The organism is Pseudomonas sp. BW16M2 (assembly GCF_014268865.1).
GTDB classification, from domain to species: Bacteria; Pseudomonadota; Gammaproteobacteria; order Pseudomonadales; family Pseudomonadaceae; genus Aquipseudomonas; species Aquipseudomonas peradeniyensis.
On record NZ_JABWRI010000024.1, the window covers coordinates 59143 to 83551 of the forward strand.

General features: G+C 64.5%; 23 protein-coding genes. 10 read left to right on the plus strand and 13 right to left on the minus strand.

All coding sequences use genetic code 11. The features are described 5' to 3' along the window. Positions 1-42: 42 nt before the first annotated feature. The 7 genes from HU735_RS19650 to flgB all read right to left on the minus strand — a co-directional run bounded on the left by HU735_RS19650 (position 43) and on the right by flgB (position 6431). A complete protein-coding gene (locus tag HU735_RS19650) occupies positions 43-1356 on the minus strand; it encodes an HlyD family type I secretion periplasmic adaptor subunit (RefSeq protein WP_186714863.1) in 1314 nt (437 codons plus the stop codon). Further along, positions 1353-3083 carry a type I secretion system permease/ATPase gene (locus HU735_RS19655; RefSeq protein ID WP_186714864.1) on the minus strand — a complete coding sequence of 577 codons (1731 nt, stop codon included), beginning with the start codon at positions 3081-3083 and terminating at the stop codon, positions 1353-1355. The genes HU735_RS19650 and HU735_RS19655 overlap by 4 nt, the downstream gene beginning before the upstream one ends. Positions 3084-3201: 118 nt before the next feature. Beyond that, positions 3202-3387, minus strand: a complete 186-nt coding sequence (locus tag HU735_RS19660) for a hypothetical protein (RefSeq protein ID WP_186714865.1) — start codon at positions 3385-3387, stop codon at positions 3202-3204. 72 nt (positions 3388-3459) lie between these two features. Beyond that, positions 3460-4833 carry a flagellar hook protein FlgE gene (gene flgE, locus HU735_RS19665; protein ID WP_186714866.1) on the minus strand — a complete coding sequence of 458 codons (1374 nt, stop codon included), beginning with the start codon at positions 4831-4833 and terminating at the stop codon, positions 3460-3462. 30 nt (positions 4834-4863) lie between these two features. Next, positions 4864-5562: a flagellar hook assembly protein FlgD gene (gene flgD, locus HU735_RS19670; protein WP_186714867.1), complete on the minus strand. Its 699-nt coding sequence runs from the start codon at positions 5560-5562 to the stop codon at positions 4864-4866. A gap of 15 nt (positions 5563-5577) precedes the next feature. Beyond that, positions 5578-6021, minus strand: a complete 444-nt coding sequence (flgC, locus tag HU735_RS19675; RefSeq protein WP_050706711.1) for a flagellar basal body rod protein FlgC — start codon at positions 6019-6021, stop codon at positions 5578-5580. Between the two features lie 2 nt (positions 6022-6023). Then, positions 6024-6431, minus strand: a complete 408-nt coding sequence (gene flgB / locus HU735_RS19680) for a flagellar basal body rod protein FlgB (RefSeq protein WP_050706712.1) — start codon at positions 6429-6431, stop codon at positions 6024-6026. A gap of 334 nt (positions 6432-6765) precedes the next feature. Between flgB and HU735_RS19685 the strand changes: the two genes are divergently transcribed. Further along, positions 6766-9366, plus strand: a complete 2601-nt coding sequence (locus HU735_RS19685) for an autotransporter outer membrane beta-barrel domain-containing protein (protein WP_346655372.1) — start codon at positions 6766-6768, stop codon at positions 9364-9366. A 76-nt stretch (positions 9367-9442) separates the two neighbouring features. Here HU735_RS19685 and cheR read toward each other — a convergent pair whose 3' ends face one another. Continuing rightward, positions 9443-10270 (minus strand): protein-glutamate O-methyltransferase CheR, encoded by an 828-nt coding sequence (gene cheR, locus HU735_RS19690; protein WP_050706713.1) that lies wholly within the window; start codon positions 10268-10270, stop codon positions 9443-9445. A gap of 51 nt (positions 10271-10321) precedes the next feature. Beyond that, positions 10322-11251, minus strand: coding sequence for a chemotaxis protein CheV (locus HU735_RS19695; RefSeq protein WP_050706714.1), 930 nt, complete (start codon positions 11249-11251; stop codon positions 10322-10324). Between the two features lie 63 nt (positions 11252-11314). Here HU735_RS19695 and flgA point away from each other — a divergent pair, with 63 nt between their 5' ends. The 4 genes from flgA (at position 11315) to HU735_RS19715 (ending at position 13896) form a co-directional block, all read left to right on the plus strand. After that, complete coding sequence (gene flgA / locus HU735_RS19700; protein WP_186714868.1) at positions 11315-12064, plus strand: flagellar basal body P-ring formation chaperone FlgA; 750 nt, start codon at positions 11315-11317, stop codon at positions 12062-12064. Between the two features lie 177 nt (positions 12065-12241). Continuing rightward, entirely contained in the window at positions 12242-12556 is a 315-nt protein-coding gene (flgM, locus tag HU735_RS19705; RefSeq protein WP_050706715.1) for a flagellar biosynthesis anti-sigma factor FlgM, read from the plus strand. A 47-nt stretch (positions 12557-12603) separates the two neighbouring features. Further along, positions 12604-13071, plus strand: a complete 468-nt coding sequence (locus HU735_RS19710; RefSeq protein ID WP_050706716.1) for a flagellar protein FlgN — start codon at positions 12604-12606, stop codon at positions 13069-13071. An 81-nt stretch (positions 13072-13152) separates the two neighbouring features. After that, entirely contained in the window at positions 13153-13896 is a 744-nt protein-coding gene (locus tag HU735_RS19715) for a flagellar brake protein (RefSeq protein ID WP_186714869.1), read from the plus strand. A gap of 68 nt (positions 13897-13964) precedes the next feature. Here HU735_RS19715 and HU735_RS19720 read toward each other — a convergent pair whose 3' ends face one another. The 3 genes from HU735_RS19720 to bkdR form a co-directional block, all read right to left on the minus strand. Further along, a complete protein-coding gene (locus HU735_RS19720) occupies positions 13965-15287 on the minus strand; it encodes an MFS transporter (RefSeq protein ID WP_186714870.1) in 1323 nt (440 codons plus the stop codon). 130 nt (positions 15288-15417) lie between these two features. Continuing rightward, complete coding sequence (locus tag HU735_RS19725; protein WP_186714884.1) at positions 15418-16659, minus strand: glutamine synthetase family protein; 1242 nt, start codon at positions 16657-16659, stop codon at positions 15418-15420. A 204-nt stretch (positions 16660-16863) separates the two neighbouring features. After that, a complete protein-coding gene (gene bkdR / locus HU735_RS19730) occupies positions 16864-17352 on the minus strand; it encodes a Bkd operon transcriptional regulator BkdR (RefSeq protein WP_028691050.1) in 489 nt (162 codons plus the stop codon). 198 nt (positions 17353-17550) lie between these two features. Here bkdR and HU735_RS19735 point away from each other — a divergent pair, with 198 nt between their 5' ends. From HU735_RS19735 to lpdA, 4 genes are read left to right on the plus strand one after another with little or no spacing between them, the layout of a single operon-like run. Continuing rightward, positions 17551-18783 (plus strand): 3-methyl-2-oxobutanoate dehydrogenase (2-methylpropanoyl-transferring) subunit alpha, encoded by a 1233-nt coding sequence (locus HU735_RS19735; RefSeq protein WP_186714871.1) that lies wholly within the window; start codon positions 17551-17553, stop codon positions 18781-18783. 1 nt (position 18784) lies between these two features. Beyond that, positions 18785-19843, plus strand: coding sequence for an alpha-ketoacid dehydrogenase subunit beta (locus HU735_RS19740; RefSeq protein WP_186714872.1), 1059 nt, complete (start codon positions 18785-18787; stop codon positions 19841-19843). Continuing rightward, positions 19844-21112, plus strand: coding sequence for a dihydrolipoamide acetyltransferase family protein (locus tag HU735_RS19745; protein ID WP_186714873.1), 1269 nt, complete (start codon positions 19844-19846; stop codon positions 21110-21112). 2 nt (positions 21113-21114) lie between these two features. Continuing rightward, positions 21115-22494 carry a dihydrolipoyl dehydrogenase gene (gene lpdA, locus HU735_RS19750; RefSeq protein WP_186714874.1) on the plus strand — a complete coding sequence of 460 codons (1380 nt, stop codon included), beginning with the start codon at positions 21115-21117 and terminating at the stop codon, positions 22492-22494. 63 nt (positions 22495-22557) lie between these two features. Here lpdA and HU735_RS19755 read toward each other — a convergent pair whose 3' ends face one another. Beyond that, positions 22558-23556 (minus strand): diguanylate cyclase, encoded by a 999-nt coding sequence (locus HU735_RS19755; RefSeq protein ID WP_186714875.1) that lies wholly within the window; start codon positions 23554-23556, stop codon positions 22558-22560. 219 nt (positions 23557-23775) lie between these two features. Between HU735_RS19755 and HU735_RS19760 the strand changes: the two genes are divergently transcribed. Continuing rightward, positions 23776-24318, plus strand: a complete 543-nt coding sequence (locus HU735_RS19760; protein WP_186714876.1) for a hypothetical protein — start codon at positions 23776-23778, stop codon at positions 24316-24318. The last annotated feature ends 91 nt before the right edge of the window (positions 24319-24409 follow it).

The following is a 24409-nucleotide window of genomic DNA, read 5'->3' on the forward strand; positions in this document are numbered from 1 at the left end:
TGAACAATCCCTGCATGACTACGCCCACCCTCCGGTTGGCGCTCATCCTTCCCTGAATGCCCGTTGCGCATGGTCGCCTACTGGCTTGAGCAGATAGGACAGCACGGTGCGACGACCCGTCTGGATCATCGATTCCACCGGCATGCCCGGCACCAGCGTGAGGCCGTCCAGCTTGCGCTGCTCGGCCTTGTCGATATGAATGCCAGCGCGGTAGAAGCCGAGCCCGCTCTGCGGGTCGGTTACCAGGTCGGCGGAAAGACGCACCACCCGCCCGAGCACTTCGGGGGTGGTCGCGCGATTGAACGCACTGAAGCGCAGCAACGCCTCCTGGCCGAGCACGACCTGGTCGATGTCCTGCGGGCTGATGCGTGCCTCGACCAACAGTTCGTCATCCAGCGGGACGATCTGCATCAAGGTCTCGGCCGGCGAGATCACACCGCCCACGGTGTGTACCGCCAACTGCTGGACCCGTCCGGTACTGGGCGCCAGCACTTCTACGCGCTTGAGCTGATCGGCCGCAGCAACCTCGCGCTCCACCCATTCGCCCTGCTGCGCCATCAGGTCACGCAGCTCGCCGGAGACCTGCTCGCGGAACCGCTGGTCCACCTGCAACAGCTCCAGACGCGTTTCGGCAATGCGCGCCCGCGCCTCGGCGATGGCCGCGACCAACTGCCCACGCTCACCCTGCAGGCGAGCGATGCCGCGGGCCAGGGCATTGACCCGGTCGAGGGTCATCAGGCCCTTCTTCTGCAAGATCTTGACGGCCTGGTATTCCTCGTCGATCAGACGAATCTCCTCGCCCTTTGTGCGCTGCTGCAGGTCATGACCGGCGATGGTCTGGGTCAGTTGCTCGATGCGCTCGCGCAACTGCTGCTTCTGACCATCCCGCGACTGGCGGCGGTCGACGAACAACTGCCGCTCACTGGCCAACACCGCCTGCACCTGTGCCTCACCCTCGCGCGCGACAAGCCGCGACGGCGTGTCCACCCGCGCCAGGCCATCGCGCTCCGCCTCAAGCCGAGCCTGGCGCGCCAAGGCCTGGTCGAGGGCCTTGGCGACGATGGCATGACTGGCCTCCTGCAAGGTCGCATCCAGTCGCAGCAGCACGTCACCGGCCTGTACCGATTGCCCCTCGCCAACCAGCAACTGCGCCACCACGCCACCACTGGGATGCTGGACTTTCTTCACGCTGTCCTGCACCGCCACCGCCCCCGGCGCAATCACCGCGCCGGCCAGTTCAGTGACGGCCGACCACAACAGCGCACCGCCCAGCAACACCACCACGACCCCGGCACCGGCCCACAGGTGGCCACGCAGCGAACGCAGCAGCCCCTGCTCATCATCGATCCGCATCATGCTTGCACACCTCCCTTGGCCACTCGCGGCTCGGCGAGCGCCACCGGTCGCGCCAGCACGGTATCGCGCGGGCCAAATGCCGCCTGCGCCCCCTGCTCAAGCACCAGCACCTGGTCCATCACCGCCAGCAGCCCGGAACGGTGGGCGATGGCCACCACCACCCCACCGCGCGCCTTGACCCCCTCGATCGCCCGGGCCAACGCCCGTTCACCCTCGGCATCGAGGTTGGCATTGGGCTCGTCGAGCACCACCAGGAACGGCTCGCCATACAACGCGCGGGCGAGACCGATACGCTGCCGCTGCCCTGCCGAAAGATTGACACCGCCCTCACCGACCGGCGTGTCATAGCCCTGTGGGAGTTGCAGGATCAGCTCATGGACACCGGCCTGACGCGCCGCCGTGACAATCGCCGCGTCGTCGGCCTGCGGATCCAGACGCGCGATGTTCTGCCCCACGCTCGCCTCGAACAGATCGACACTCTGCGGCAGGTAGCCGGTCATGGCCGCCCGCGCCGCATCCGGCCAGAGATCCAGCGCCGCGCCATCCAGGCAGACCTGGCCACGCAGCGCCGGCCACGCGCCGACCAAGGCCCGCGCCAGTGACGACTTGCCCGAGGCGCTGGGGCCGATCACCGCCAGCGAGCTGCCGGCAGCCAGGCTGAAATTCACCCCTTGCAGCACCAGACGCTGCACACCCGGCGGCGCCACGCACAGGCCGCTCACCTGGACTTGGCTGCGAGCACCTGGTAGCGCAGTCCTGTGCGCGGGTGCCGGAAAGATCGCCAGCACGCCGCGCAACTGCTGCCAGGCCAGCCGCGCGGACACCAGGCTGCGCCAGGTGCCGATGATCTGCTCGGCCGGGGCCAGGGTGCGGGCAACGATGATCGAGGCGGCGACAATCGCACCGCCGCTGAGATCGCCCCCGATCACCAACCAGGCACCCACACCCAGGGACGCCGATTGCACCAACTGGCGCAGGGCCTTGGTGATACCACCATAGAAGCTGCCGACATCGGCGCTGCGCCGCTGCAACGTGGCGTACTGCTCCTGCAGTACCTGCCAGCGGGCGGCGGCGCGCTCGGTGATGCCCATCGCGGCGAGCACTTCGGCACCAACATGAGCCTGTTGCCCCAGGCGATTGCGCTGGCTCGCCAGTATCGCGCTGTCGCGCATGGCTTGGCGCGTACCACGGTCGGTGAGCCAGGTCAGCAGCACCATCAGCACGATCATGCCCAGCGCCAGCCAGCCCAGTGACGGATGGATATAGAAGCTGACCGCGAGGTATACCGGCATCCACGGCAAGTCGAAGAACGCCATGAGCCCGGGGCCGGCGATGAAGGCGCGGATCTGTTCAAGCTCATGGGCGGGCTTGAGCGGGTCCTGGTTCAGGGCGATCTTCAGCGGCGTGCCGGCGATGACCCTGAACACCTGCGTCGAAAGCGCCCCATCCACCATGCCGGCGATCCGCGACATGACTCGCGAGCGAATGATGTCGAGCACGGCGAACACCAGGTACGCACCCGCCACCAGCAACCCCAGCGCCACCAGGGTGGGCAGGCTGCGACTGGGGATGACCCGGTCATAGACCTCGAGCATGAACAGGGGGCCGATCAACGCCAGCAGGTTGATCACGCCGGAGAACAGGGCGGCGCCGACCAGGCCCTTCTTCAAGGCCACGCGAAGCGCAGCCGGCAGCACGCTCGCGCCAGTATCCTTACTGCTTTTCAAGAGTTCCGATCCTTGGAAAATGACGCTTGCCAGTCACCCGAACGGGTGAGATGGCGCGGATCATACCTGAAGCAAATCCGCCAATCGATGGCCTCAAGCCATCATTTTTTGCCTTGGGTCAAAGCGACCTGCAACCAGCATTGTCGAACGGCCCGGCAAAGCGTTTCCAGCCCTCGCCTGGCGACCATTGCGAACATACCAGGCGCCCGTCGGCCTGGCTTTCCCAGCGCCACCAGGGGGCCATCGCGGCCTGCGCCTGGAGCAGGCAGAATGCCGCAACAGCGGCAGCGACCAGCTTTTTCATGGAGCCTCTCCTCGAAAACGACGAACCCCTTCGTGCAAAGGGGTTCGTCGACAAACGTTCAGCCAGCGACCATCAGGTCATCTGGATGGTGGTCTGCATGATGGTGCTTTCGGTGGAGATGGTCTTGGCGTTGGCCTGATAGAAGCTCTGCGCCTTGATCAGCTCGACCAGCTCCTTGGTCAGGTTGACGTTGGAAGCCTCCAGCGAGTTGGACTCCACCGAGCCCAGGGTGCCAGTCTTTGGCGCGTCGATACCTGGAATACCCGAGGCGAAGGTTTCCTTCCAGCGGGTACCGCCCACCTGCTGCAGGCCCTGCTCGTTGGCGAAGCTGGCGATGGCTACCTGGCCGATGGCGCGGGACTGCTGGTTGCTGAAACTGGCGAACATCACGCCGGTGGAGTCGATCGACAGGTTCGACAGGACACCCGTTGCATAACCGTCCTGGGACTGCGAGCTGCGCGCGGTCTCGAGGTTGTAGGAGGTTGTGCTGTTCATCGACAGGCGCATACCGTCGGCGTTGCCCACCGAGCCGTTGGAGCCCCAGTTGCCCGCGGCGTCCTTGGCGGCCGGGATCCAGCCCTTCATGGTGAAGGTATTGTTGACCACGCTCCAGTCGAACGTCCCCACCGGCGTGGTCGGCACGTTGTCAGGGCTGGCGGTCATGGCCTTGACGCTGCCGTCGGGGTTGAAGTCGATGTTGCCAATGAGCGGCGTGGTTTTGCTCGGGTCGTAGGGGTTGCGGCCATCCACCAGGGTGTACATGGTCCACTGGTTCTCGCCGGTCTTGCGGTAGAACTGCTCCATGACGTGTTCGTTGCCCTGGCTGTCGTACACCTTGGTCGGGAACGACTTGGTATAGGTGGCCTGATCCTTCGGATCGAACGGCTTGTTCGGCACCATCTTGGGCGGCGTGGAATTGTCCGGGACTTCCAGCGGAATGTCGGGGGCCGAGGAGTTCAGGTTGATGCCCTGGTCGATCAGGGTGGTCGCCTTCGGCGCCATTGCCGAGGTATCGATCCGCAGGTCGGTCAGCACGCCCTTCATGATCTTGCCATTGGCATCGACCCCATAGCCTTGCAGGCCCAAGCCATCGGAGGTGACGACATAGCCGTCCTTGTTGGTCTGGAACGCACCGGCGCGGGTATAGCTCAGCGAGCCGTTGTCGGACAGGACGAAGAAGCCCTGGCCCTGGATGCCCATGTCCAGTACGTTGCCGGTGTTGTTGACGTCGCCCTGGCCGAACTGCTGGGAAACCGTGGCCAGACGCACGCCGTTGCCGACCTGGTTCTTGCCCACGCCCAGGCGGTTGGCGCCGGCATAGACGTCGGCGAACTCGGCGCGCGACGACTTGAAGCCGACGGTCTCGGAGTTGGCGATGTTGTTGCCGGTGACGTCCAGCTTCTTGTTGGCGGCGTAGAGACCGCTAAGGCCGATATTGAAAGACATGCATTCACTCCTTATGCCGTGCTAGCGGCCTTAGATTCCGATGGTTTGTACTTTGGAGATGCCCAGCTTGCCGATCCCGGCAAGGTTGAGCATCATCTCGCCGCCGTTCTGGAAGCTGACACTGGTGACCTTGGCCGGCAGCATCGTGTACATCTCCTGCGACTTGCCGTCGACAGTGGTGGTGGCGGTAAAGGTATAGGTACCCGCTGCGACTTTTTCGCCCTTGTCGTTGGTGCCGTCCCAGATGAAATCGGCTGTGCCTTTCTTCTGCTCGCCCAACTGGATGGTCTTGACCACGTTGCCATCCTTGTCCTTGATGGTCACCTTGCCGTCGGTGATGTTCTGCGGCACGACCACCTGGCCATTGAGGCTTTCCTTCGGATCGAAGAGGGCCTTGTCGTTCTGCACGATCACCGAACGCCCTACCAGGGAGGAAGCCTGCAGCGCCTGGGACGAGCCCATGCCGCTGATGATCGAGTTGACCGAGCTGTTCAGGGTCTGGATGCCTTCCAGGCTGCTGAACTGCGCCAGCTGGGCGATGAACTGACCGTTGTCCTGGGGATCCAGCGGGTTCTGGTGCTGCATCTGGGTGACCAGCAGCTTGAGAAACGCATCCTTGCCCAGCGCGTTCTTGTCGACAGGCTCGGTGGTGGTTTTCTTGGTGCCGGTGCTGACCCCGGACTTCGTCAGCACATCATTGAGGTTCACGCTGGGGTTTTCGACTGCCATGGTCGGGATTCCTTATCACTGACCCAGGGTCAGCACTTTCTGCATCATGTTCTTGGCGGTGTTCATCAGCTCGGCGTTGGTCTGGAACGCACGGCTGGCGGAGATCATGTCGGCCATCTCCTCGACCACGTTGACATTCGGGTAATAGACGTAGCCGTCCTTGTTCGCCGACGGATGATTGGGCTCGTAGCGCGCCTCGAGGTTGCTCTGGTCCTCGATGATGCCCTTGACCTGGACGCCCTGTCCGGCCTCGCCCTGCTCCTCGAACAGCGACTGGCCCATGCCGTTCTGCGCGTTCTGGAAGGTGGTGGCGAACACCGGATGGCGGGCGCGGTAGGTCTGGTCGATGCTCGAGGACACCGTCTCGGCGTTGGCGATGTTCGAGGCAACGGTGTTCAGGCGCGTGTTCTGCGCGCTCATGCCGCTACCGGCGATGTTGAAGACACTGGCAAGGGACATGGTCACTCTCCACGCAGGGCCGATACCAGCCCTTTGAATTTACTGTTGAGCAGGGTGAAGCTGGCCTGGAAGCCAACGGCGTTTTCCGCGTAGTTCGACTGCTCGATCTGCGCATCCACGGTGTTCTGGTCGATCGACGGCTGCATCGGCGTGCGGTACTGCAGGGTGTCATCCATCATCGCCAGGCCTTCGGCCTCGATGTGGCGGCTGTTGGTGCGGTCCAGGGCGATGCGCCCCTTCTGCTGCTTGTCGGCCTCGGCGGCGAGCACCGACGAGAAGTCCATGTCGCGCGCCTTGTAGTTGGGCGTGTCGGCGTTGGCGATGTTGTTGGCCAGCACCTCGGCACGCTGGGCACGGAAGCCCAGTGCCTTTTCGTGGATGCCAAGCGCCTTGTCGAAGCTGATGCTCATATCGGGGAAACCTTCAAAGGTTGACCAGAGTTTCGTTGGCTTAGGCTTTAGCAAGGGCTGTGCCAACCTGCGCAACCCCAGTAAAGCGGGGGCTAGCCAGATATCAGGACACTGGCGATGCCAGAAAAGCGGCAATGTGCTTCCGCATCGAACTCGGCAAGCGGCAATTGCCAGGCGGCAAAAGCGGCAAAACAAAAAATTGACGTCAATTCGACATGTCATTTAGCCACCAATCGCGATAGCATCCGCGTCCTCGCGCACCAGCCCACGCCATCACGGTTGTCGCCCGCATGGATGCGCGCCGCTTTCATTACGATTTCAAAGGAACGAAACCGTGCCACCGCTTAACCTGCGCAAGACCCTCCTGGCCCTCCTGATCGGCGCCATTCCCGCCCCCGCCCTGGCTTTGCCCCAGACCATTGCACTCACCCATGCCGGCTACAGGGGTGACCACCAGTCCTTTGCCGACGACCTCGAGTTCACCGGCAGCTTCACCGGCTACCAGCAGGACGCGATCGCCCTCGCGAACAGCCTGGTGGCGGGCAACATGACGCTTGGCAGTGCAATCAACGACAACGACACGAACGCTGTCGACCTGATCCATCGCAGCGACGGTATCCGTATCAGCGGCACCAACATCGGCGGCTTCCTGACCAACCGCGGCAATGTTGTCAGCACCAGCCTCGACGGTGCCGCCCTGCGCCTGAGCGCCAGCACCGTCGACGACGACCTGACCAACGAAGGGCTGCTCAAGGCCGGCACCAGCTTCTCGTACAACAATGGCGGCCCCACCTACGGCATCGACCTGTCCAGCCCCGGTAGCAACATCAGCCGCATCCACGGCGGCCTGATCAATACCGCAGGCGCCCGCATCATCGCCACCGGCCGCAACTCACGGGCCATCAACCTGGCAGGGGCGAACCTGGAAGAGCGGGTGGTCAACCGCGGCGAGATCAGCGCGACGGGCCCGGGCGCCATCGCCATCCACGCCACCACGGATGCCGCCAACCGGCCGACCGTACTGGCCGGCATCGACAACCAGGGCCAGATTTTCGCTGGCGACCAAGGCTCCCAAGCCATCGTGCTCGACGGCGCGACCCTGTTCGACAGCCTGGGACGCCATATCGAAAACAGCGGCAGGATCGTGGCCGGCGACACCGCCATCCGCATTGGCAATACCGCCTTTGACGGCCCCGGCCTGCAACCCGGGTACAAGGCCAACGGTGACCTGAACATCTTCAACAGCGGCGAGATCTGGGCCAAAGTCGCCATCGACGCCACCGCCAGCAACCGCCCGGTCGAGCTGATCATGCGCCAGGGCAGCAAGATCTACGGCGACCTTGTCGGCCTGGCCAACATCGAGGTCGAAGGCGACAGCACCTATGGCGTCGCCTACGCCCCCCCCGGCAGCAACAGCATCCGCCTGGCAAACGGTGGCTGGATCGATGTGGGCGACAGCAGCGAGCCACCCACCACCTTCACCCTGCACAGCCTTCACACCACCCTCGACGGCAACCTGAGGATTGCCGATAACTCGGCGCTGGGCCTGTGGCTGGCAAGCAGCACCGACCCGGACACGGCAGTGCTCAAGGTCAGCGGCATCGCCGAGTTCGCCCAGAACGCGCGGATCCTGCTGGAGCCGGAGGACACCGACTTCGAGGCCAGCGGCAGCCGCTACCTGCTGCTCGAGGCCGGCCAGGTGCAGGTCCTCGACGCCAACGGCCTGCAGGTCAACGCCAAGCCCCTGGTCGCCAGCACCTCGGCCATGCTCAACGTGCTGAGCAGCACGCTCGATGACAACAAGGTCTACGTCACCGTCAGCACCAAGCCGACCGAGGACCTTGAGCAGATCGTCGCCCAACAGGGTGGCGACAGCAATGCACAGCGTGCCCTGGGCAACCTGGCCGAAGCCGGCCTGCTGGCACGCCTGGGCAACCAGGACCCACTGTTCCTCGCCGCCGCCAGCGCCGACGAGGCGCAACTGGCCAGGCTCGCCGAGCAACTGGCGCCGGACGTCAGCGACGGCGCCCGCCAGGCCGCCATGGCCAGCCAGCGACTGATCGGCAACGCCATCGACAACCGCTCCAGCAGCCTGCGCGCCCCTCGCGCCGACGAGGCACGCCGCGCCTCCGGCGTGTGGATGCAGTCGCTGTACAGCGACGCCAGCCAGCAGCAGCGCGATGGCATTGCCGGTTACAACGCCTACAGCCGCGGCGTGGCGGTCGGCGCCGATGGCCAGCTGGACGACCAGCTCACCCTCGGTGCGGCCTACAGCTTCATCGACACTGACGTCAACGGCAAACGCGGCAACAAGACCCAGGTACAGAGCCACGCCTTCTCGCTGTATGGCAGCTACACCCTGGACAACTACTTCGTCGACGCCAGCCTGACCTACGGTTTCAACGACAACCAAGGCAAGCGAGAGGTCGCGGGCACACGGGCCAAGTCGGACTATGACAGCAACCTGCTGGGCCTGAACCTGGTCGGCGGCTACAGCTGGCAGCTGAATCCGCGACTGCTGGTCGAGCCGCGCCTGGCAGCGCGCTACAGCCGCGTCGACATCGACCGCTTCAACGAGAAAGGCTCGGCCGCCGCACTCAAGGTCGAGGCGCAGCGCTACGAGGCCATCGAGCTGGGCGCCGGCGTGCGCGTGGCCAGCCAACTGCCGCTCGGCGCCGGCATCCTGGAGCCGCAGGTGAAAGTCATGGCCTACCACGACTTTGCCGCGGATCCTGTGCAGAACACCGCGACCTTCGTGCTGGGCACCACACCTTTCGTCAGCCATGGCGCCAGCGTGGCGCGTAACAGCTACGAGGCCGGGCTGGGTGCGGACTACAAACTGGGTGCGGTGAGCGTCGGCGTCAGCTATGACTACGTGGGCAAATCGGGCTTCGATGCCGACGTGTTCTCGGCCAGGCTGCGCTACGCGTTCTGACACGCCATCACAGGCAAGCCCGCAGCGAAAACAAAAAGGCCGGTATCGCAGGATACCGGCCTTTTTTCGCCCAGCCTTACTTGGCCTGGTAGATGATCCCCGGGCTGCACTGGACCATCTGGTAATGGTCAGGCAGCCCGTTGAGCGCCTCGGACGCCCCCAGGAACAGATAGCCACCGGGCTTGAGGGTGCCGTGAATGCGCATGAGGATGTCCTTCTTGACCTGGGCCGAGAAGTAGATCAGCACGTTGCGGCAGAACACGATGTCGAACTTGCCCAGCGGCGCATAGCTGTCGAGCAGGTTGTACGAACGGAACTCGACGCGGCTGCGGATCGGCGACTTGATCGCCCAGCGCCCCGGCCCCTTTGGGTCGAAGTACCGCTGCAGGCGCTCCTGCGACAAGCCGCGGGCGATGGCCAGGCTGTCGTACTCGCCGGTCTTGCAGTTGTTGAGCATGGCACCCGACAGGTCGGTAGCGACGATCTGCGCCCCCATCTTCAGCTGGCCGAGGTTGGTGCGCTCGAACTCGTCGATCGACATCGAGATCGAGTACGGCTCCTGACCGGACGAACAGGCCGCCGACCAGATGCGCAGGCGCTGGCCCGGGTTGTTCTTGATGAACTCCGGGATCACCTTGCTCTTGAGCACCTCGAACGGGTAGGTGTCGCGAAACCACAGCGTCTCGTTGGTGGTCATGGCATCGACCACCTGTTCGCGCAGGCCACTGCGTGGCTGGGTCTGGATGCGCTGCACCAGTTCGCCCAGCGACTTGATGCCCTGTTGCTCCATCAGCTTGTTGAGACGGCTGGAGACCAGGTACTGCTTATTCTCGCCCAGCAGGATGCCACAGGCTTTCTCCAGGAAGACCCGGAACTGTTCGAAATCCAAATTACCCGTAGACAATGCTGCCGCCTCTTCTTAAATCGCTAGCGCCGGGGACGGGCCCCGGCCGTTTCAATGACTTGCCTTGATCCGATCGACCACGCGCTGGGCGAGGTCATCCGGCCTGAACTTGGCCAGGAAGTCATCGGCACCGACTTTCTTGACCATCGCCTGGTTGAATACCCCGGACAGCGAAGTATGCAGGCAGATGTGCAGTTTTTGCATGCGCGGATCGCTGCGGATCTCCGCCGTGAGGGTATAGCCGTCCATTTCCGGCATTTCAATATCCGAGATCATCATGAGGAACTCTTCCTCCGGACGCTTGCCCTCGTCCACCAGCTTGCGCAGGTAATCCAGGGCCTGGCGACCGTCGTTGAGCGCCACCACCTCGACCCCCACGGTCTGCAGGCAACGGCTCACCTGCTTGCGCGCCACCGACGAGTCATCGACCGTCAGCACCCGCAGCATCACCGCCTTGTCCTGCACTTCGGCATCGATCACGCCATCGGACACCGACTCGGACGAAGGCGCCACCTCGGCCAGCACCTTCTCCACATCGATGATCTCGACCATGCGGTTGTCGACCCGGGTCACGGCTGTCAGGTAGTGATCGCGTCCGGTACCCTTGGGTGGCGGATGGATCTCTTCCCAGTTCATGTTGACGATGCGCTCGACCGAATGCACCAGGAAGCCCTGAGTCTTGGTGTTGTACTCGGTGATGATCACGAAACTGTTGCGCGTTTCTTCCTTCAACTGCGGAAGGCCGGTGGCCATCGACAGGTCCAGGATCGGGATGGTCGCCCCCCGAATGTTGGCCACGCCGCGCACCACCGGGTGGGACCTGGGCAGCAGTGTCAGGTCCGGGCACTGCAGCACCTCCCGCACCTTGAACACATTGATGCCGTAGAGCTGATCGCCATTGAGGCGAAACAACAGCAGCTCCAGGCGATTCTGCCCCACCAGTTGCGTGCGCTGGTTGACCGAATCCATCACTCCAGCCATGCCAGACTCCTTCAACGATTGCCTATGTACCGAATCGGCACGGGCTTTGCTTTTTTGAACGCCATGTACACGAAAACGACAAATTTCCGACGACTGACGCGCCTGTTGACCGGCTCACTGGCCGCCCTGTGCCTGCTGGCACCCGGCATTCGTACGCTGGCGGACTCTTTTACCTTGCCTGAACAGCTTATCGGTGTCACTCAAGGGTTTCTTGAATTCACCGTGGAGGATTACCTGGCGACCACCCAGACCCCAGGCCGCTACGAGATCCAGGTCAACAACCTCGACCCACGCCTGCGCATGCCGCTGTGCAGCCAGCAGTTGGACGCCTCGCTGGAAGGCTCGACGCCCCTGGGACGGGTCACGGTACGGGTCCGCTGCGACGGCACGGCGCCCTGGACGGTATTCGTCCCCGCCCAGGTGCGCCTGATGCGCGACGTGGTGGTCATGACTCGCCCCCTGAAACGTGAAAGCGTGGTGGGTGAAGGCGATGTGGCCCTGCGCGAACGCGATGTGGGCACCCTCGGCGTCGGCTACCTGACCCAGCTTGACCAGGCCGTGGGCTTGAAGCTGTTGCGACCCACGGTGCTCGACCAGGTGCTGACGCAACAGCACCTGGAGCAGGCCGATGTGGTGCGCAAGGGTGATCACGTGGTGATCATCGCCCGTAGCGGCAGCCTGAGCGTACGCATGCCCGGCGAGGCCCTGGACAAAGGTGGCCTGCAGACGCAGATCCGGGTACGCAACCTGAACTCGAAACGCGTGGTCAAGGCCCGCGTCACGGGCCCGGGGCAGGTCGAGGTGGCCATGTAGGGCTGCACTGCGTCGGGATAGTGACGCAACGCTGGCGATGTGGAACCGCGCCCCCTAAACTGTGTCACAGATCGGGTTGCGCACGTGTGCCGAGAGGCGGTGATGCATTCACGCCTAAAGTTTTGCTCGGGTAGGCCGAAAGCAAGGCATGCGTCCTAATTCCCAGGGGTTCTGAACATGGTCATCGACTTCAGTCGTCTCAACAATTCTCCGTCCGTCACGGGCGGCGTTCGCGGCAATGCCGCGCCGGGCAACGCCGACAAATCCGGCGAGGCCAGCGCAGCGCCCAAGCACGCCAGTGCCAGCGGAGAAGCGGTACACCTGAGCCCAGAGGCCCAGCAATTGCAGAAGATCAGCGACAAGCTGCGCGATCAGCCGACCGTCAACAGCGCCCGCGTGGCCGAGTTGAAACAGGCCATCGCAGATGGCAGCTACAAGGTCGATGCCGACCGGGTCGCCAGCAAACTGCTTGATTTCGAAGCCCAGCGCTGACCTCCAGGGGCGCTGACTTCAAGGACGCAAAACGCCAAGAGTTAGCCATGCACGACATCACCCTGCTGCAACTGATCGAAGACGACATCGCGCCGACCCAGGAACTGCTCGACCTTCTGCAAAAGGAGGCAGTTTCCCTGCATGGCCGGGAAATCATGGCGCTGGAGCATATCCTTGCGCGCAAGCAGTCGCTGGTCGTGCTGCTCGAGCAGCAGGGACAACGGCGCAACCAGTTGCTCATCGATCTCGGCCTCAGCGCCGACCGCGCGGGCGTGCAGGCGGTGGCCGACCAGTCGGCCAACGGCGAACTCATCATGCAGCAGCTCAATGAGCTCACCCAGCTGATGGATGCCTGCCAGAAGGTCAACGAGAACAATGGCCGGATCATCCAGATGCAGCAGTACGCCACGGCCAACCAGATCAGAATCCTCATGGGCGGCGACTCTCCGTCGCTCTATGACAGCCGCGGCGCCACCTCGCCAATGGACAAGCCCAGGGCCATCGGCCAAGTCTGATTGACCCTGATCAAGGCACGGAACATACTGGCATAATGCCGTTACTTGCGTGTGCCGTATTTGCCTGGAGATTGATTACCCGTGTTCAATGAATCCGATGCTCCCCAGCCACCAAAGGTGCTGAGCACCCCTTTGGAGATCACGGCCAACTTGCGCCAGCTGCTGGAGAGCCACGACCCGCTGATCATCAGCTTCCATGAGCGCAGCCAGCGGTTTCAGAGCTACGTGGTGCATGTCGACCGGGACAGCGGCGTCCTGGCGCTGGATGAAATGATCCCCCGCGACGGCGAGAAGTACATCGAGAACGGTGAACCGTTCCGTGTCGAAGGCTTCCATGACGGTGTGCGCATCGCCTGGGAATCCAACACCGCGCTGACCATCGGCGAGATCGACGGCAACCGCTGCTACCGTGGCCCGCTGCCCGAGGAAGTGACTTACCACCAGCGCCGCAACGCCTTTCGCGCCGCGCTGAAGCTGTCGCAACTGGTCGACATCGTCCTTGACGGTACCCACCTCAAGGGCAACGGTGCCCTGCGCGGCAAGCTGCTGGACATTTCCGCCACCGGCTGCAAGCTGCGTTTCGACGGCAACGTCGAGGACCGCCTGCAACTGGGCCAGGTCTATGAACGCTTCAAGGCCAGCACCCCACTGGGGCTGACCGACACCCTGGTCGAACTGCGCCACCTGCACTTCGAGGAACGCATCAACACTACCTTCGCCGGGGTGCGCTTCCACAACCTCAACGGCCAGGCGCAGCGCAAGATCGAGAGTTTCGTCTACCAGCTGCAGCGCGAGGCGCGGCGGTTCGACAAAGACGACTATTGAGCGTCGCCAGGACATGAAAAACGCCACCCAATGGGTGGCGTTTTTCATTCAGGCCCAACACCAACAGGCTAGGATTTGCTCACCTCGCCTTCGCGCTCCGCGCCGGCCTCCTCTTCGGTATCCTCCGCCGCCACCGGCGCCTGCATCACCTCCTGCACGGTCTGCTCGTCCACCCGAGGGTCAAGGGCCGCCGACAAGGGCGAGCCCGCCGCCGGCATGGCCACGTGCCCCAGCGGCGCATCCTGGACCTGGTGCAGCCCGGTGACCGCCTTGGGCCGAATGCGCCAGACCAGCACCAGGGCGAAGAACACGAAGAAGGCGTACAGCATCTGCGCGCCCAGCAGCTTCATCAGCACCCCCGCCGCCAACGGCCCGATACAGGCGCCCACGCCATAGGTGACCAGCAGCATGGCCGTCAACGAGACCCGCCGCTCGCTTTCCACATGGTCGTTGGAAAACGCCACCGCCAGCGGATACAGGCAGAACTGCAACAGCGATATGACGAAACCGATACCGAACAACAGCGCCAACGGCACGCCTGGCAGGATCGCCAGCGGCGCCGAGGCCAGCGCCAGGCCGATCGCCACGCTGCGGATCAGCACGGCGCGATCATAACGGTCGGACAACCAGCCCAGCGGCCACTGCACCAGCAGGCCGGCAAAGATGCAGCTGCCCATGAACAGGCCGATCTGCTCGGTGGACAACCCCTGACTGGACGCATACAACGGCGCCAAGCCATAGAACGAACCGACGATCAGACCCGAACCGAGCACCGTGGACAGCGACTGCGGCACGCGCTTGATGAAGAACTTCGGCTCCATCGGCGCCGGCCGCAACGGCGCGGGGTGGATGCGCCGGGTCATGGCCACCGGCACCAGGCACAGGGCAAAGCACATCGCCACCAGCATCAGCAACTCAGGCCCCAGCTGCGGATGCACCACCAGGATCAACTGGCCAAGCACCAACCCAAGATACGAGGCGATCATGTAGCCACTGAACACCGCGCCGCGATGCTTGGCATCGGCCTGCTCGTTGAGCCAGCTCTCGATGACCATGTACTGGCACATCATTCCCAGGCCAACGATCATCCGCAGCCCGATCCACACCGGCAGCCAGCTGGTCAGCCCGTGCCCGAGCACCGCCGCGCCGACGATGCCGGCACAGGTGGCGTAGGCACGGATATGCCCGACCCGGCCGATCAGGCGGTGCCCGACCTTGCCGCCCACCGCCAGGCCGAAGTAGTTGGCCGCCATCAACGCACCAATCCACAGGCTGTCGACATGGTCGGCGGCCAGGCGCAGGGCCAGGTAGGTACTGAGCAGGCCCGAACCGATCAGCATCATCAGGGCGGCGAAGTACAACGACTGAAACGGCTTCCAGATATTTCGCATACGTCCCGTCAAGCTCCTTGATCTGGTGGCGCGGGGTTGCTGCCAAGCATAAAAGCAAATCCACCGCGGCGCAGGCCCCCGACGGCGAAATCGGCCGCCGGGGGCGCATCCAGTAGCGGTCGTGTCGCGCTCAGGCTTGCGCGGCGAGCACGCGGCGCTCCCAGGGCGTGATCTCATCGAAGAAATCGCTCAGCTCCAGGGTCTTGGTGGCGATGTAGCCTTCGATGAACTCCCTGCCGAACAGTTCCCGCGCCAGGTTGCTGCGCTTGAGGCGCTCCAGCGCGGCGTGCAGGGTGCAAGGCAGGCTCAGGTGCTCGGGGACTTCAAACTCGCCCTGGATCGCCGGCGTCGGCGCAAGCTGCCGCTCGATGCCATGCAGGCCGGCGGCTAGGCTCGCGGCGAGGGCCAGGTAGGGGTTGGCATCGGCGCCCGGCAGGCGGTTTTCCACCCGCCGCGCCGCAGGCGAACTGGCCGGGATGCGCAGGCCCGCTGCGCGATTGTCCTCGGACCAGCAGGCATTGTTCGGCGACGCATAGGGGTGGCACAGCCGCTGGTAGGAATTGACGTTCGGCGCGAACAGCACGGTGAAGTCGGCCAGGCAGGCCTGCAGGCCACCGATGAAATGGTGGAAGGTGTCGGTCGCCCTGCCCTGCTCGTCGCTGAACACGTTGCGCCCGCTGGCGCTGTCGACCAGACTCTGGTGGATATGCATGGAGCTTCCAGGGGTGTGCGCCAGCGGCTTGGCCATGCACACCACGGTCAGGCCATGCTTGAGCGCGACCTCCTTGAGCAGGTGCTTGAACAGGAAGGTCTGGTCGGCCAGCAGCAAGGGATCGCCGTGCAGCAGGTTGATCTCGAACTGGCTAACGCCCATCTCGTGCATGAAGGTGTCACGCGGCAGGCCCAGCGCCGCCATGCAGCGGTACACCTCGCTGAAGAACGGGCGCAGGCCGTTGTTGGAGCTGACACTGAAGGCCGAGTGGCCCATTTCCCGGCGTCCGTCCTTGCCCAGCGGCGGCTGGAACGGCTGGCTCGGGTCGCTGTTGGCGGCGAAGACGAAGAACTCCAGTTCCGTCGCCACCACCGGCGCCAGCCCGCGCTCGGCATAGCGGGCGATCACCGCCTTGAGCAGCCCACGGCTGGACAGCCCCGAGGGCGTGCCGTCGAGTTCCACCGCGTCGCAGATGGCCAGTGCCCGAGGCTCGTCGCTCCAGGGCAGGCGGTGGATCTGCGAAGGCTCGGCCACCAACGCCAGGTCGCCGTCGTCACTGCCGTAGTACTTGGCCGCCGGGTAGCCGCCCATGATGCACTGCAGCAGAACGCCGCGGGCCATCTGCAGGCGACGACCTTCGAGGAAGCCCTCGGCGGTCATCACCTTGCCGCGGGGCACGCCGTTGAGGTCGGGGGTGACGCACTCGATTTCATCGATGCCCTTCAGGAACGCTGCCTGGTTGCGTGGGCCTTCGGTCGTCATGACGCTGTCCTTCTTGTTGTGTTCGCATGCCGGGAATGGCGACGCACACAACATAGGCCGGGGGTGTTTAAAATATCAAGCACCCCAGGCACCGCGCCCGGATCATTGCTCACGCAACGTCATGCCATTGGCCGGCAACGGCAGCGCGGTCTTGTAGCGCACCTGCTTCAAGGCAAAGCTGGAGCGAATGTTCGCCACCCCGGGCAAGCGCGTCAGGTAGTCGAGGAAACGCTCCAGCGCCTGGATGCTCGGCAGCAGCACCCGCAGCAGGTAATCCGGATCCCCGGTCATCAGGTAGCACTCCATGACCTCCGGGCGCTCGGCAATCTCCTCCTCGAAGCGATGCAGCGACTGCTCGACCTGCTTCTCCAGGCTGACGTGGATGAACACATTCACATCCAGACCCAGCGCTTCGGGCGACAGCAGCGTGACCTGCTGGCGGATCACCCCCAGCTCCTCCATGGCCTTGACCCGGTTGAAGCACGGCGTGGGCGACAGGTTGACCGAGCGCGCCAGCTCTGCATTGGTGATCCGGGCGTTTTCCTGCAGGCTGTTGAGGATGCCGATATCCGTTCGATCCAGTTTACGCATGAGAGAAATTGACCTGGTTTTTGTGTTTGTACGGAATGTTTATCTGCGCCGCCGGACAAAGGCAATGAACTTGAGAGAAAAATTCTCCTGCCATCCCCCTATGATGTAAAAAGACGCTGACCTGCCAGTCACGAGCCGGCAGTCAGCGGCGGCCGCTTCAAAGCTCACAAAAACAACATTCGAGCGAGCGTAAAAAGCATGAACGAGTACGCCCCCCTGCGTCTGCATGTGCCCGAGCCTACAGGCCGGCCAGGCTGCCAGACCGATTTCTCCTACCTGCGCCTGAACGACGCCGGTCAAGTCCGTAAACCCCCTATCGATGTGGAGCCTGCCGACACGGCGGACCTCTCCTACAGCCTCGTGCGCGTGCTCAACGAGCATGGCGACGCCGTCGGCCCCTGGGCCGAGGGCATCGAGCCGCAGGTGCTGCGCCAGGGCATGCACGCCATGCTCAAGACGCGCATCTTCGACAGCCGCATGGTAGTCGCCCAGCGCCAGAAGAAGATGTCCTTCTACATGCAGAGCCTGGGCGAGGAAGCCATCGGCAGCGGCCAGGCCCTGGCCCTGAACCGCACCGACATGTGCTTCCCCACCTACCGCCAGCAGAGCATCCTGATGGCCCGCGAGGTGTCGCTGGTGGACATGATCTGCCAGCTGCTGTCCAACACCCGTGACCCGCTCAAGGGCCGTCAGCTGCCGATCATGTACTCGGTGCGCGAAGCCGGCTTCTTCACCATCAGCGGCAACCTGGCCACCCAGTTCGTCCAGGCGGTCGGCTGGGCCATGGCCTCGGCGATCAAGGGCGATACCAAGATCGCCTCGGCGTGGATCGGCGACGGCGCCACCGCCGAGTCCGACTTCCACACCGCCCTGACTTTCGCCCACGTCTACCGCGCCCCGGTGATCCTCAACGTGGTCAACAACCAGTGGGCGATCTCGACCTTCCAGGCCATTGCCGGTGGCGAGTCGACCACCTTCGCCGGTCGTGGCGTGGGTTGTGGCATCGCCTCGCTGCGGGTCGACGGCAACGACTTCATCGCCGTCTACGCCGCCTCGCGCTGGGCCGCCGAACGCGCCCGCCGTGGCCTGGGCCCGACACTGATCGAGTGGGTCACCTACCGTGCCGGCCCGCACTCGACCTCGGACGACCCGTCCAAGTACCGCCCGGCCGACGACTGGAGCCACTTCCCGCTGGGCGACCCGATCGCCCGCCTCAAGCAGCACCTGATCAAGCTCGGCCACTGGTCCGAGGAAGAGCACCAGGCGGTCACCGCCGAGCTCGAGGCCGAGGTGATCAAGGCGCAGAAGGACGCCGAGCAGTTCGGCACCCTGAGCAATGGCCATATCCCCAGCGCCGCCTCGATGTTCGAGGACGTGTACAAGGAAATGCCCGACCACCTGCGCCGTCAGCGCCAGGAACTGGGGGTCTGAGATGAACGATCACAACAACAGCATCCATCTGGAAAACGCCATGTCCACCACCACCATGACCATGATCCAGGCCCTGCGCTCGGCCATGGATGTCATGCTCGAGCGCGATGACAACGTGGTGGTCTATGGCCAGGACGTTGGCTACTTCGGCGGCGTGTTCCGCTGCACCGAAGGCCTGCAGACCAAGTACGGCAAGTCCCGCGTGTTCGACGCGCCGATCTCCGAGAGCGGCATCGTCGGCACCGCCGTGGGCATGGGTGCCTACGGCCTGCGCCCGGTGGTCGAGATCCAGTTCGCCGACTACTTCTACCCCGCCTCCGACCAGATCGTCTCGGAGATGGCCCGCCTGCGCTATCGCTCGGCCGGCGAGTTCATCTCGCCGCTGACCCTGCGCATGCCCTGCGGCGGCGGCATCTACGGCGGCCAGACCCACAGCCAGAGCCCCGAGGCGATGTTCACCCAGGTCTGCGGCCTGCGCACCGTGATGCCGTCCAACCCATACGACGCCAAGGGGCTGCTGATCGCCTCGATCGAATGCGACGACCCGGTGATCTTCCTCGAGCCCAAGCGCCTGTACAACGGCCCGTTCGACGGCCACCACGACCGCCCGGTAACCCCGTGGTCCAAGCACCCGCACAGCGCCGTGCCTGATGGCTACTACAGCGTGCCGCTGGACAAGGCGGTGATCACCCGCCCAGGCAACGACGTCACCGTGCTGACCTACGGCACCACCGTGTATGTCTCGCAGGTGGCCGCCGAGGAGAGCGGCGTCGACGCCGAGGTCATCGACCTGCGCAGCCTCTGGCCGCTGGACCTGGAAACCATCGTCGCGTCGGTGAAGAAGACCGGACGCTGCGTGGTCGTGCACGAGGCCACCCGTACCTGTGGCTTCGGCGCCGAACTGGTGTCGCTGGTCCAGGAGCACTGCTTCCATCACCTCGAGGCGCCCATCGAGCGCGTCACCGGCTGGGACACCCCCTACCCTCACGCACAGGAATGGGCCTACTTCCCCGGCCCTTCGCGGGTAGGCGCGGCACTGAAACGGGTCATGGAGGTCTGAATGGGCACGCACGTCATCAAGATGCCGGATATCGGTGAAGGCATCGCGCAAGTCGAGTTGGTGGAATGGTTCGTCAAGGTCGGTGACATGATCGCCGAGGACCAGGTGGTGGCCGATGTCATGACCGACAAGGCCACCGTGGAAATCCCTTCGCCGGTCAGCGGCAAGGTGCTGGCCCTGGGCGGCCAGCCCGGTGAGGTGATGGCGGTCGGCAGCGAGCTGATCCGCATCGAGGTCGAAGGCAGCGGCAACCATGTCGACGTGCCCCAGGCCAAGCCGGCGGAGCCGGAACCTGCGCCGGTCAAGGCCGTGGCCCAACCCGAGCCACGCATCGAAGCACAACCCCAGGTTGCCGCGACCCATGCCGCCGCGCCTATCGTGCCGCGCGAAGCCCACGACAAGCCACTGGCCTCCCCAGCCGTGCGCAAGCGCGCCCTGGACGCCGGGATCGAGCTGCGCTACGTGCATGGCAGCGGCCCGGCCGGGCGCATCCTGCATGAAGACCTCGATGCCTTCATCAGCAAGCCGCAGACCGGCGCCGGTCAGGCACCAGGGGGCTACGGCAAGCGTACAGACAGCGAGCAGGTACCGGTGATCGGCCTGCGCCGCAAGATCGCCCAGCGCATGCAGGACGCCAAGCGCCGCGTCGCCCACTTCAGCTACGTCGAGGAAATCGACGTCACCAACCTGGAAGCCTTGCGCCAGCAACTCAACGCCAAGTACGGCGACAGCCGCGGCAAGCTGACTCTGCTGCCGTTCCTGGTGCGCGCCATGGTCGTCGCCCTGCGCGACTTCCCGCAGATCAACGCCACCTACGACGACGAAGCCCAGGTCATCACCCGCCACGGCGCGGTACATGTCGGCATCGCCACCCAGGGTGACAACGGCCTGATGGTGCCGGTACTGCGCCACGCCGAGGCCGGCAACCTGTGGAGCAACGCCGGCGAGATTGCCCGTGTCGCCCACGCCGCGCGCAACAACAAGGCCACTCGCGAGGAACTGACCGGCTCGACCATCACCCTGACCAGCCTCGGCGCCTTGGGCGGCATCGTCAGCACCCCGGTGGTCAATACCCCGGAAGTGGCGATCATCGGCGTCAACCGCATGGTCGAACGGCCGGTGGTGATCGACGGCCAGATCGTCGTGCGCAAGATGATGAACCTGTCCAGCTCGTTCGACCATCGCGTGGTCGACGGCATGGATGCCGCACTGTTCATCCAGGCCGTGCGCGGCCTGCTGGAACAGCCTGCCTGCCTGTTCGTGGAGTGATCATGCAAGAGCTCATCAACACCACCCTGCTGATCATCGGCGGCGGCCCCGGCGGCTACGTGGCCGCCATCCGCGCCGGGCAGCTGGGCATCCCCACCGTGCTGGTCGAAGGCCAGGCCCTGGGCGGCACCTGCCTGAACATCGGCTGCATTCCCTCGAAAGCGCTGATCCATGTGGCCGAGCAGTTCCACCAGGCCAGCCGCTACACCGAGCCTTCGCCGCTGGGCATCAGCGTATCCTCGCCGCGCCTGGACATCAGCCGCAGCGTCGAGTGGAAGGACGGCATCGTCGACCGCCTCACCAGCGGCGTCGCCGCCTTGCTGAAAAAGCACGGCGTGAAGGTAATCCATGGCTGGGCGAAGATCCTCGACGGCAAGAGCGTCGAGGTCGACGGCCAGCGCATCCAGTGCGAGCACCTGCTGCTGGCCACCGGCTCGAACAGCGTCGAACTGCCGTTGCTGCCGATCGGCGGGCCGATCATCTCGTCCACCGAGGCCCTGGCGCCCAAGGCGCTGCCCCAGCACCTGGTGGTGGTCGGCGGCGGTTACATCGGCCTGGAACTGGGTATCGCCTACCGCAAGCTCGGCGCCAAGGTCAGCGTGGTGGAAGCCCGCGAACGCATCCTGCCGACCTACGACGCGGAACTCACCGCGCCGGTGGCCGACTCGATCAGGAAACTCGGCATCGCCCTGTACCTGGGCCACAGTGTCGAAGGCTATGCCGACGGCTGCCTGTTGGCCAGCGACGGCCAGGGCGGGCAACTGCGCCTGGAGGCTGACCAGGTGCTGGTGGCCGTGGGTCGCCGCCCACGCACCAAGGGCTTCGGCCTGGAAAGCCTGGACCTGAAGATGAACGGCGCGGCCATCGCCATCGACGAGCGCTGCCAGACCAGCATGCGCAACGTCTGGGCCATCGGCGACGTGGCCGGCGAGCCGATGCTGGCGCACCGGGCCATGGCCCAGGGCGAGATGGTCGCCGAGATCATCGCCGGCAAGAGCCGACGCTTCGAGCCCAGCGCAATCGCCGCGGTGTGCTTCACCGATCCGGAAGTGGTGGTGGTCGGCCAGACCCCGGAACAAGCCAGCCAGCAGGGCGTGGACTGCATCGTCGCGCAGTTCCCCTTCGCCGCCAACGGCCGGGCCATGAGCCTGGAATCGAAGACCGGCTTCGTGCGCGTGGTGGCCCGCCGTGACAACCACCTGATCCTCGGCTGGCAGGCAGTGGGCGTGGCGGTGTCGGAACTGTCCACCGCCTTCGCCCAGTCGCTGGAGATGGGTGCACGCCTGGAAGACATCGCCGGCACCATCCACGCCCACCCGACCCTGGGCGAGGCGGTGCAGGAAGCAGCGCTGCGCGCCCTGGGCCACGCCCTGCACATCTGACCTGACACTGAAGCGGCAATCGCCGATTTGGCCCGCTGCGCCCCTGGCGCCGCGGGTCTTTTTTCATTCGGCGACAGCGTTCTTGCCAGCTGCCTTGGCCCGGTACAGCGCCTTGTCGGCACGGGCCAGCAGGTCGTGCCGCTCCTCTCCTTCCCGCCACTGCACCACGCCATAGCTCATGGTCAGCTGGCACAGGCCAATCGGCGCCACTTCGGCCAAGGCCTCCTGAATCCGCTGCGCCGCTTCGCGTGCCTGTTCCTGCGAGGTCCGTGGCAAGACCACCACGAATTCATCGCCGCCCCAGCGTGCCAACAAGTCCTGCTCTCCCAGACACTGGCGGATCCGCTCGGTGACCTCGACCAACGCCGCATCGCCACGGGCATGGCCGTGCAGGTCGTTGATCGGCTTGAAGTCGTCCAGGTCCATGGCGATCAACGCCAGCGGTTCACGGAAGCGCCGGGCACGCTCGCACGCCTGCTCCAGGGTCTTTTCCAGGCGGTAGCGATTGGCGGTACGGGTCAGGGCGTCGCGCTCGGCCAACTCGCGATTCTCGTCGAGCTGGCGCTGCAACTGCTGGTTGACCCACGACAGTTCGCGGGTGCGCTCGGCCACCAGGCCTTCCAGGGACAGGTTGCGCTGCTCGAGCTCCGCTACCAGGCGCTTGCCCGCGTCGATATTGCGGTGGGCGCCGAGCATGCGCGCCACCGAACCGTCGGCATTGCGGGCTATGACATGGCCGCTGTCCTCGATCCACAGGTAGCTGCCATCCTGGCAGCGGCAACGGTACTCGATGAGATAACGCTCGTTGCGCTGATTGATGTAAGCCTCGAAATGCGCCATCACCCGTGGATAATCCTCGGGGTGAATCACGCTTTCCCAGGTCAGCACGGAATTGTCCAGCGAATGGCTGGCGTAGCCCAGCATCGCGTACCAGCCCGGATTGCGGTAGACATAGCCGTTGTTGGCATCCCAGTCCCAGATACCGTCGCTGATCAGATCGAACAAGGTGTGCAATTGCTGCTCGGTGAATCCAGCCGGTAACGGCTTTGTTGCCTGACTCATGGACGCGCTCCCTGTTGTCCAGCAACTGCGCCCCGCACCCGGTGCTGCCGACACATGCTTGTATTTGCCGCAAGCGGCAATCCTGTTCCTCTGCCGGCCAAGCATATTCCGAGCAACAGGCTGCCGGAATAGTCCTAACGGCCTATTTCGCCCCGGTACCACTGCTGGCACAGCTTTTGCCCCTTTCGTCGTGTCTTCAGATCCGTCCAAGGAGGAATCATGTTTATTACCGCGAACGGCCTGGGTTGGCAGGCCGTGCAACAACAACAGCGCACCGGCAACGATCAGTCCGCGGCCTCGCTGGTCCCGTTCCAACAGGTCATCGCCAGCGGCAAGGCTTCGGCGCAACAGGACAGTCAAGGCAGCACGTCCGAGCAACAGGCCGAAGACAACCGCAAGGAAGCCTTCGCCAAGCTGATGGTCATGTTGCAGAACCCGGACGCGGCAAGGCGTGAGCAGGCCAGCGTAGGCAAACAGGAAGGCACCGGCGCCTTGCAGGAATTTCGCGACTACATGGCCAAGTCACCAGCGGAGAAGATCAAGGAAAAGCTGCTCGCGGAGCTTGGCCTGAGCGAGGAGGAATACGACGCCCTACCGCCAGAAAGGAAAATGATAATCGATCAACAGATCGCCCAACGCATGCAGGAAGAGGCCGAGATGAAGACCCAGGCCAAGCTCGAGCAGCAGGCGCAACGTGCCCAGGGCAGCATGACCTCGGCGGATGAGCGCGACATCGAGCGAAAGTACACCGCCGAGCTCTAGTGTCCTGTCTCGGAAATAAGCTGTTCACTTTTGGCGGCGTCTTGGGCGCCCGGCCTGCGTTGCCACTCCTCGCCATAGCCCTGCTATGACT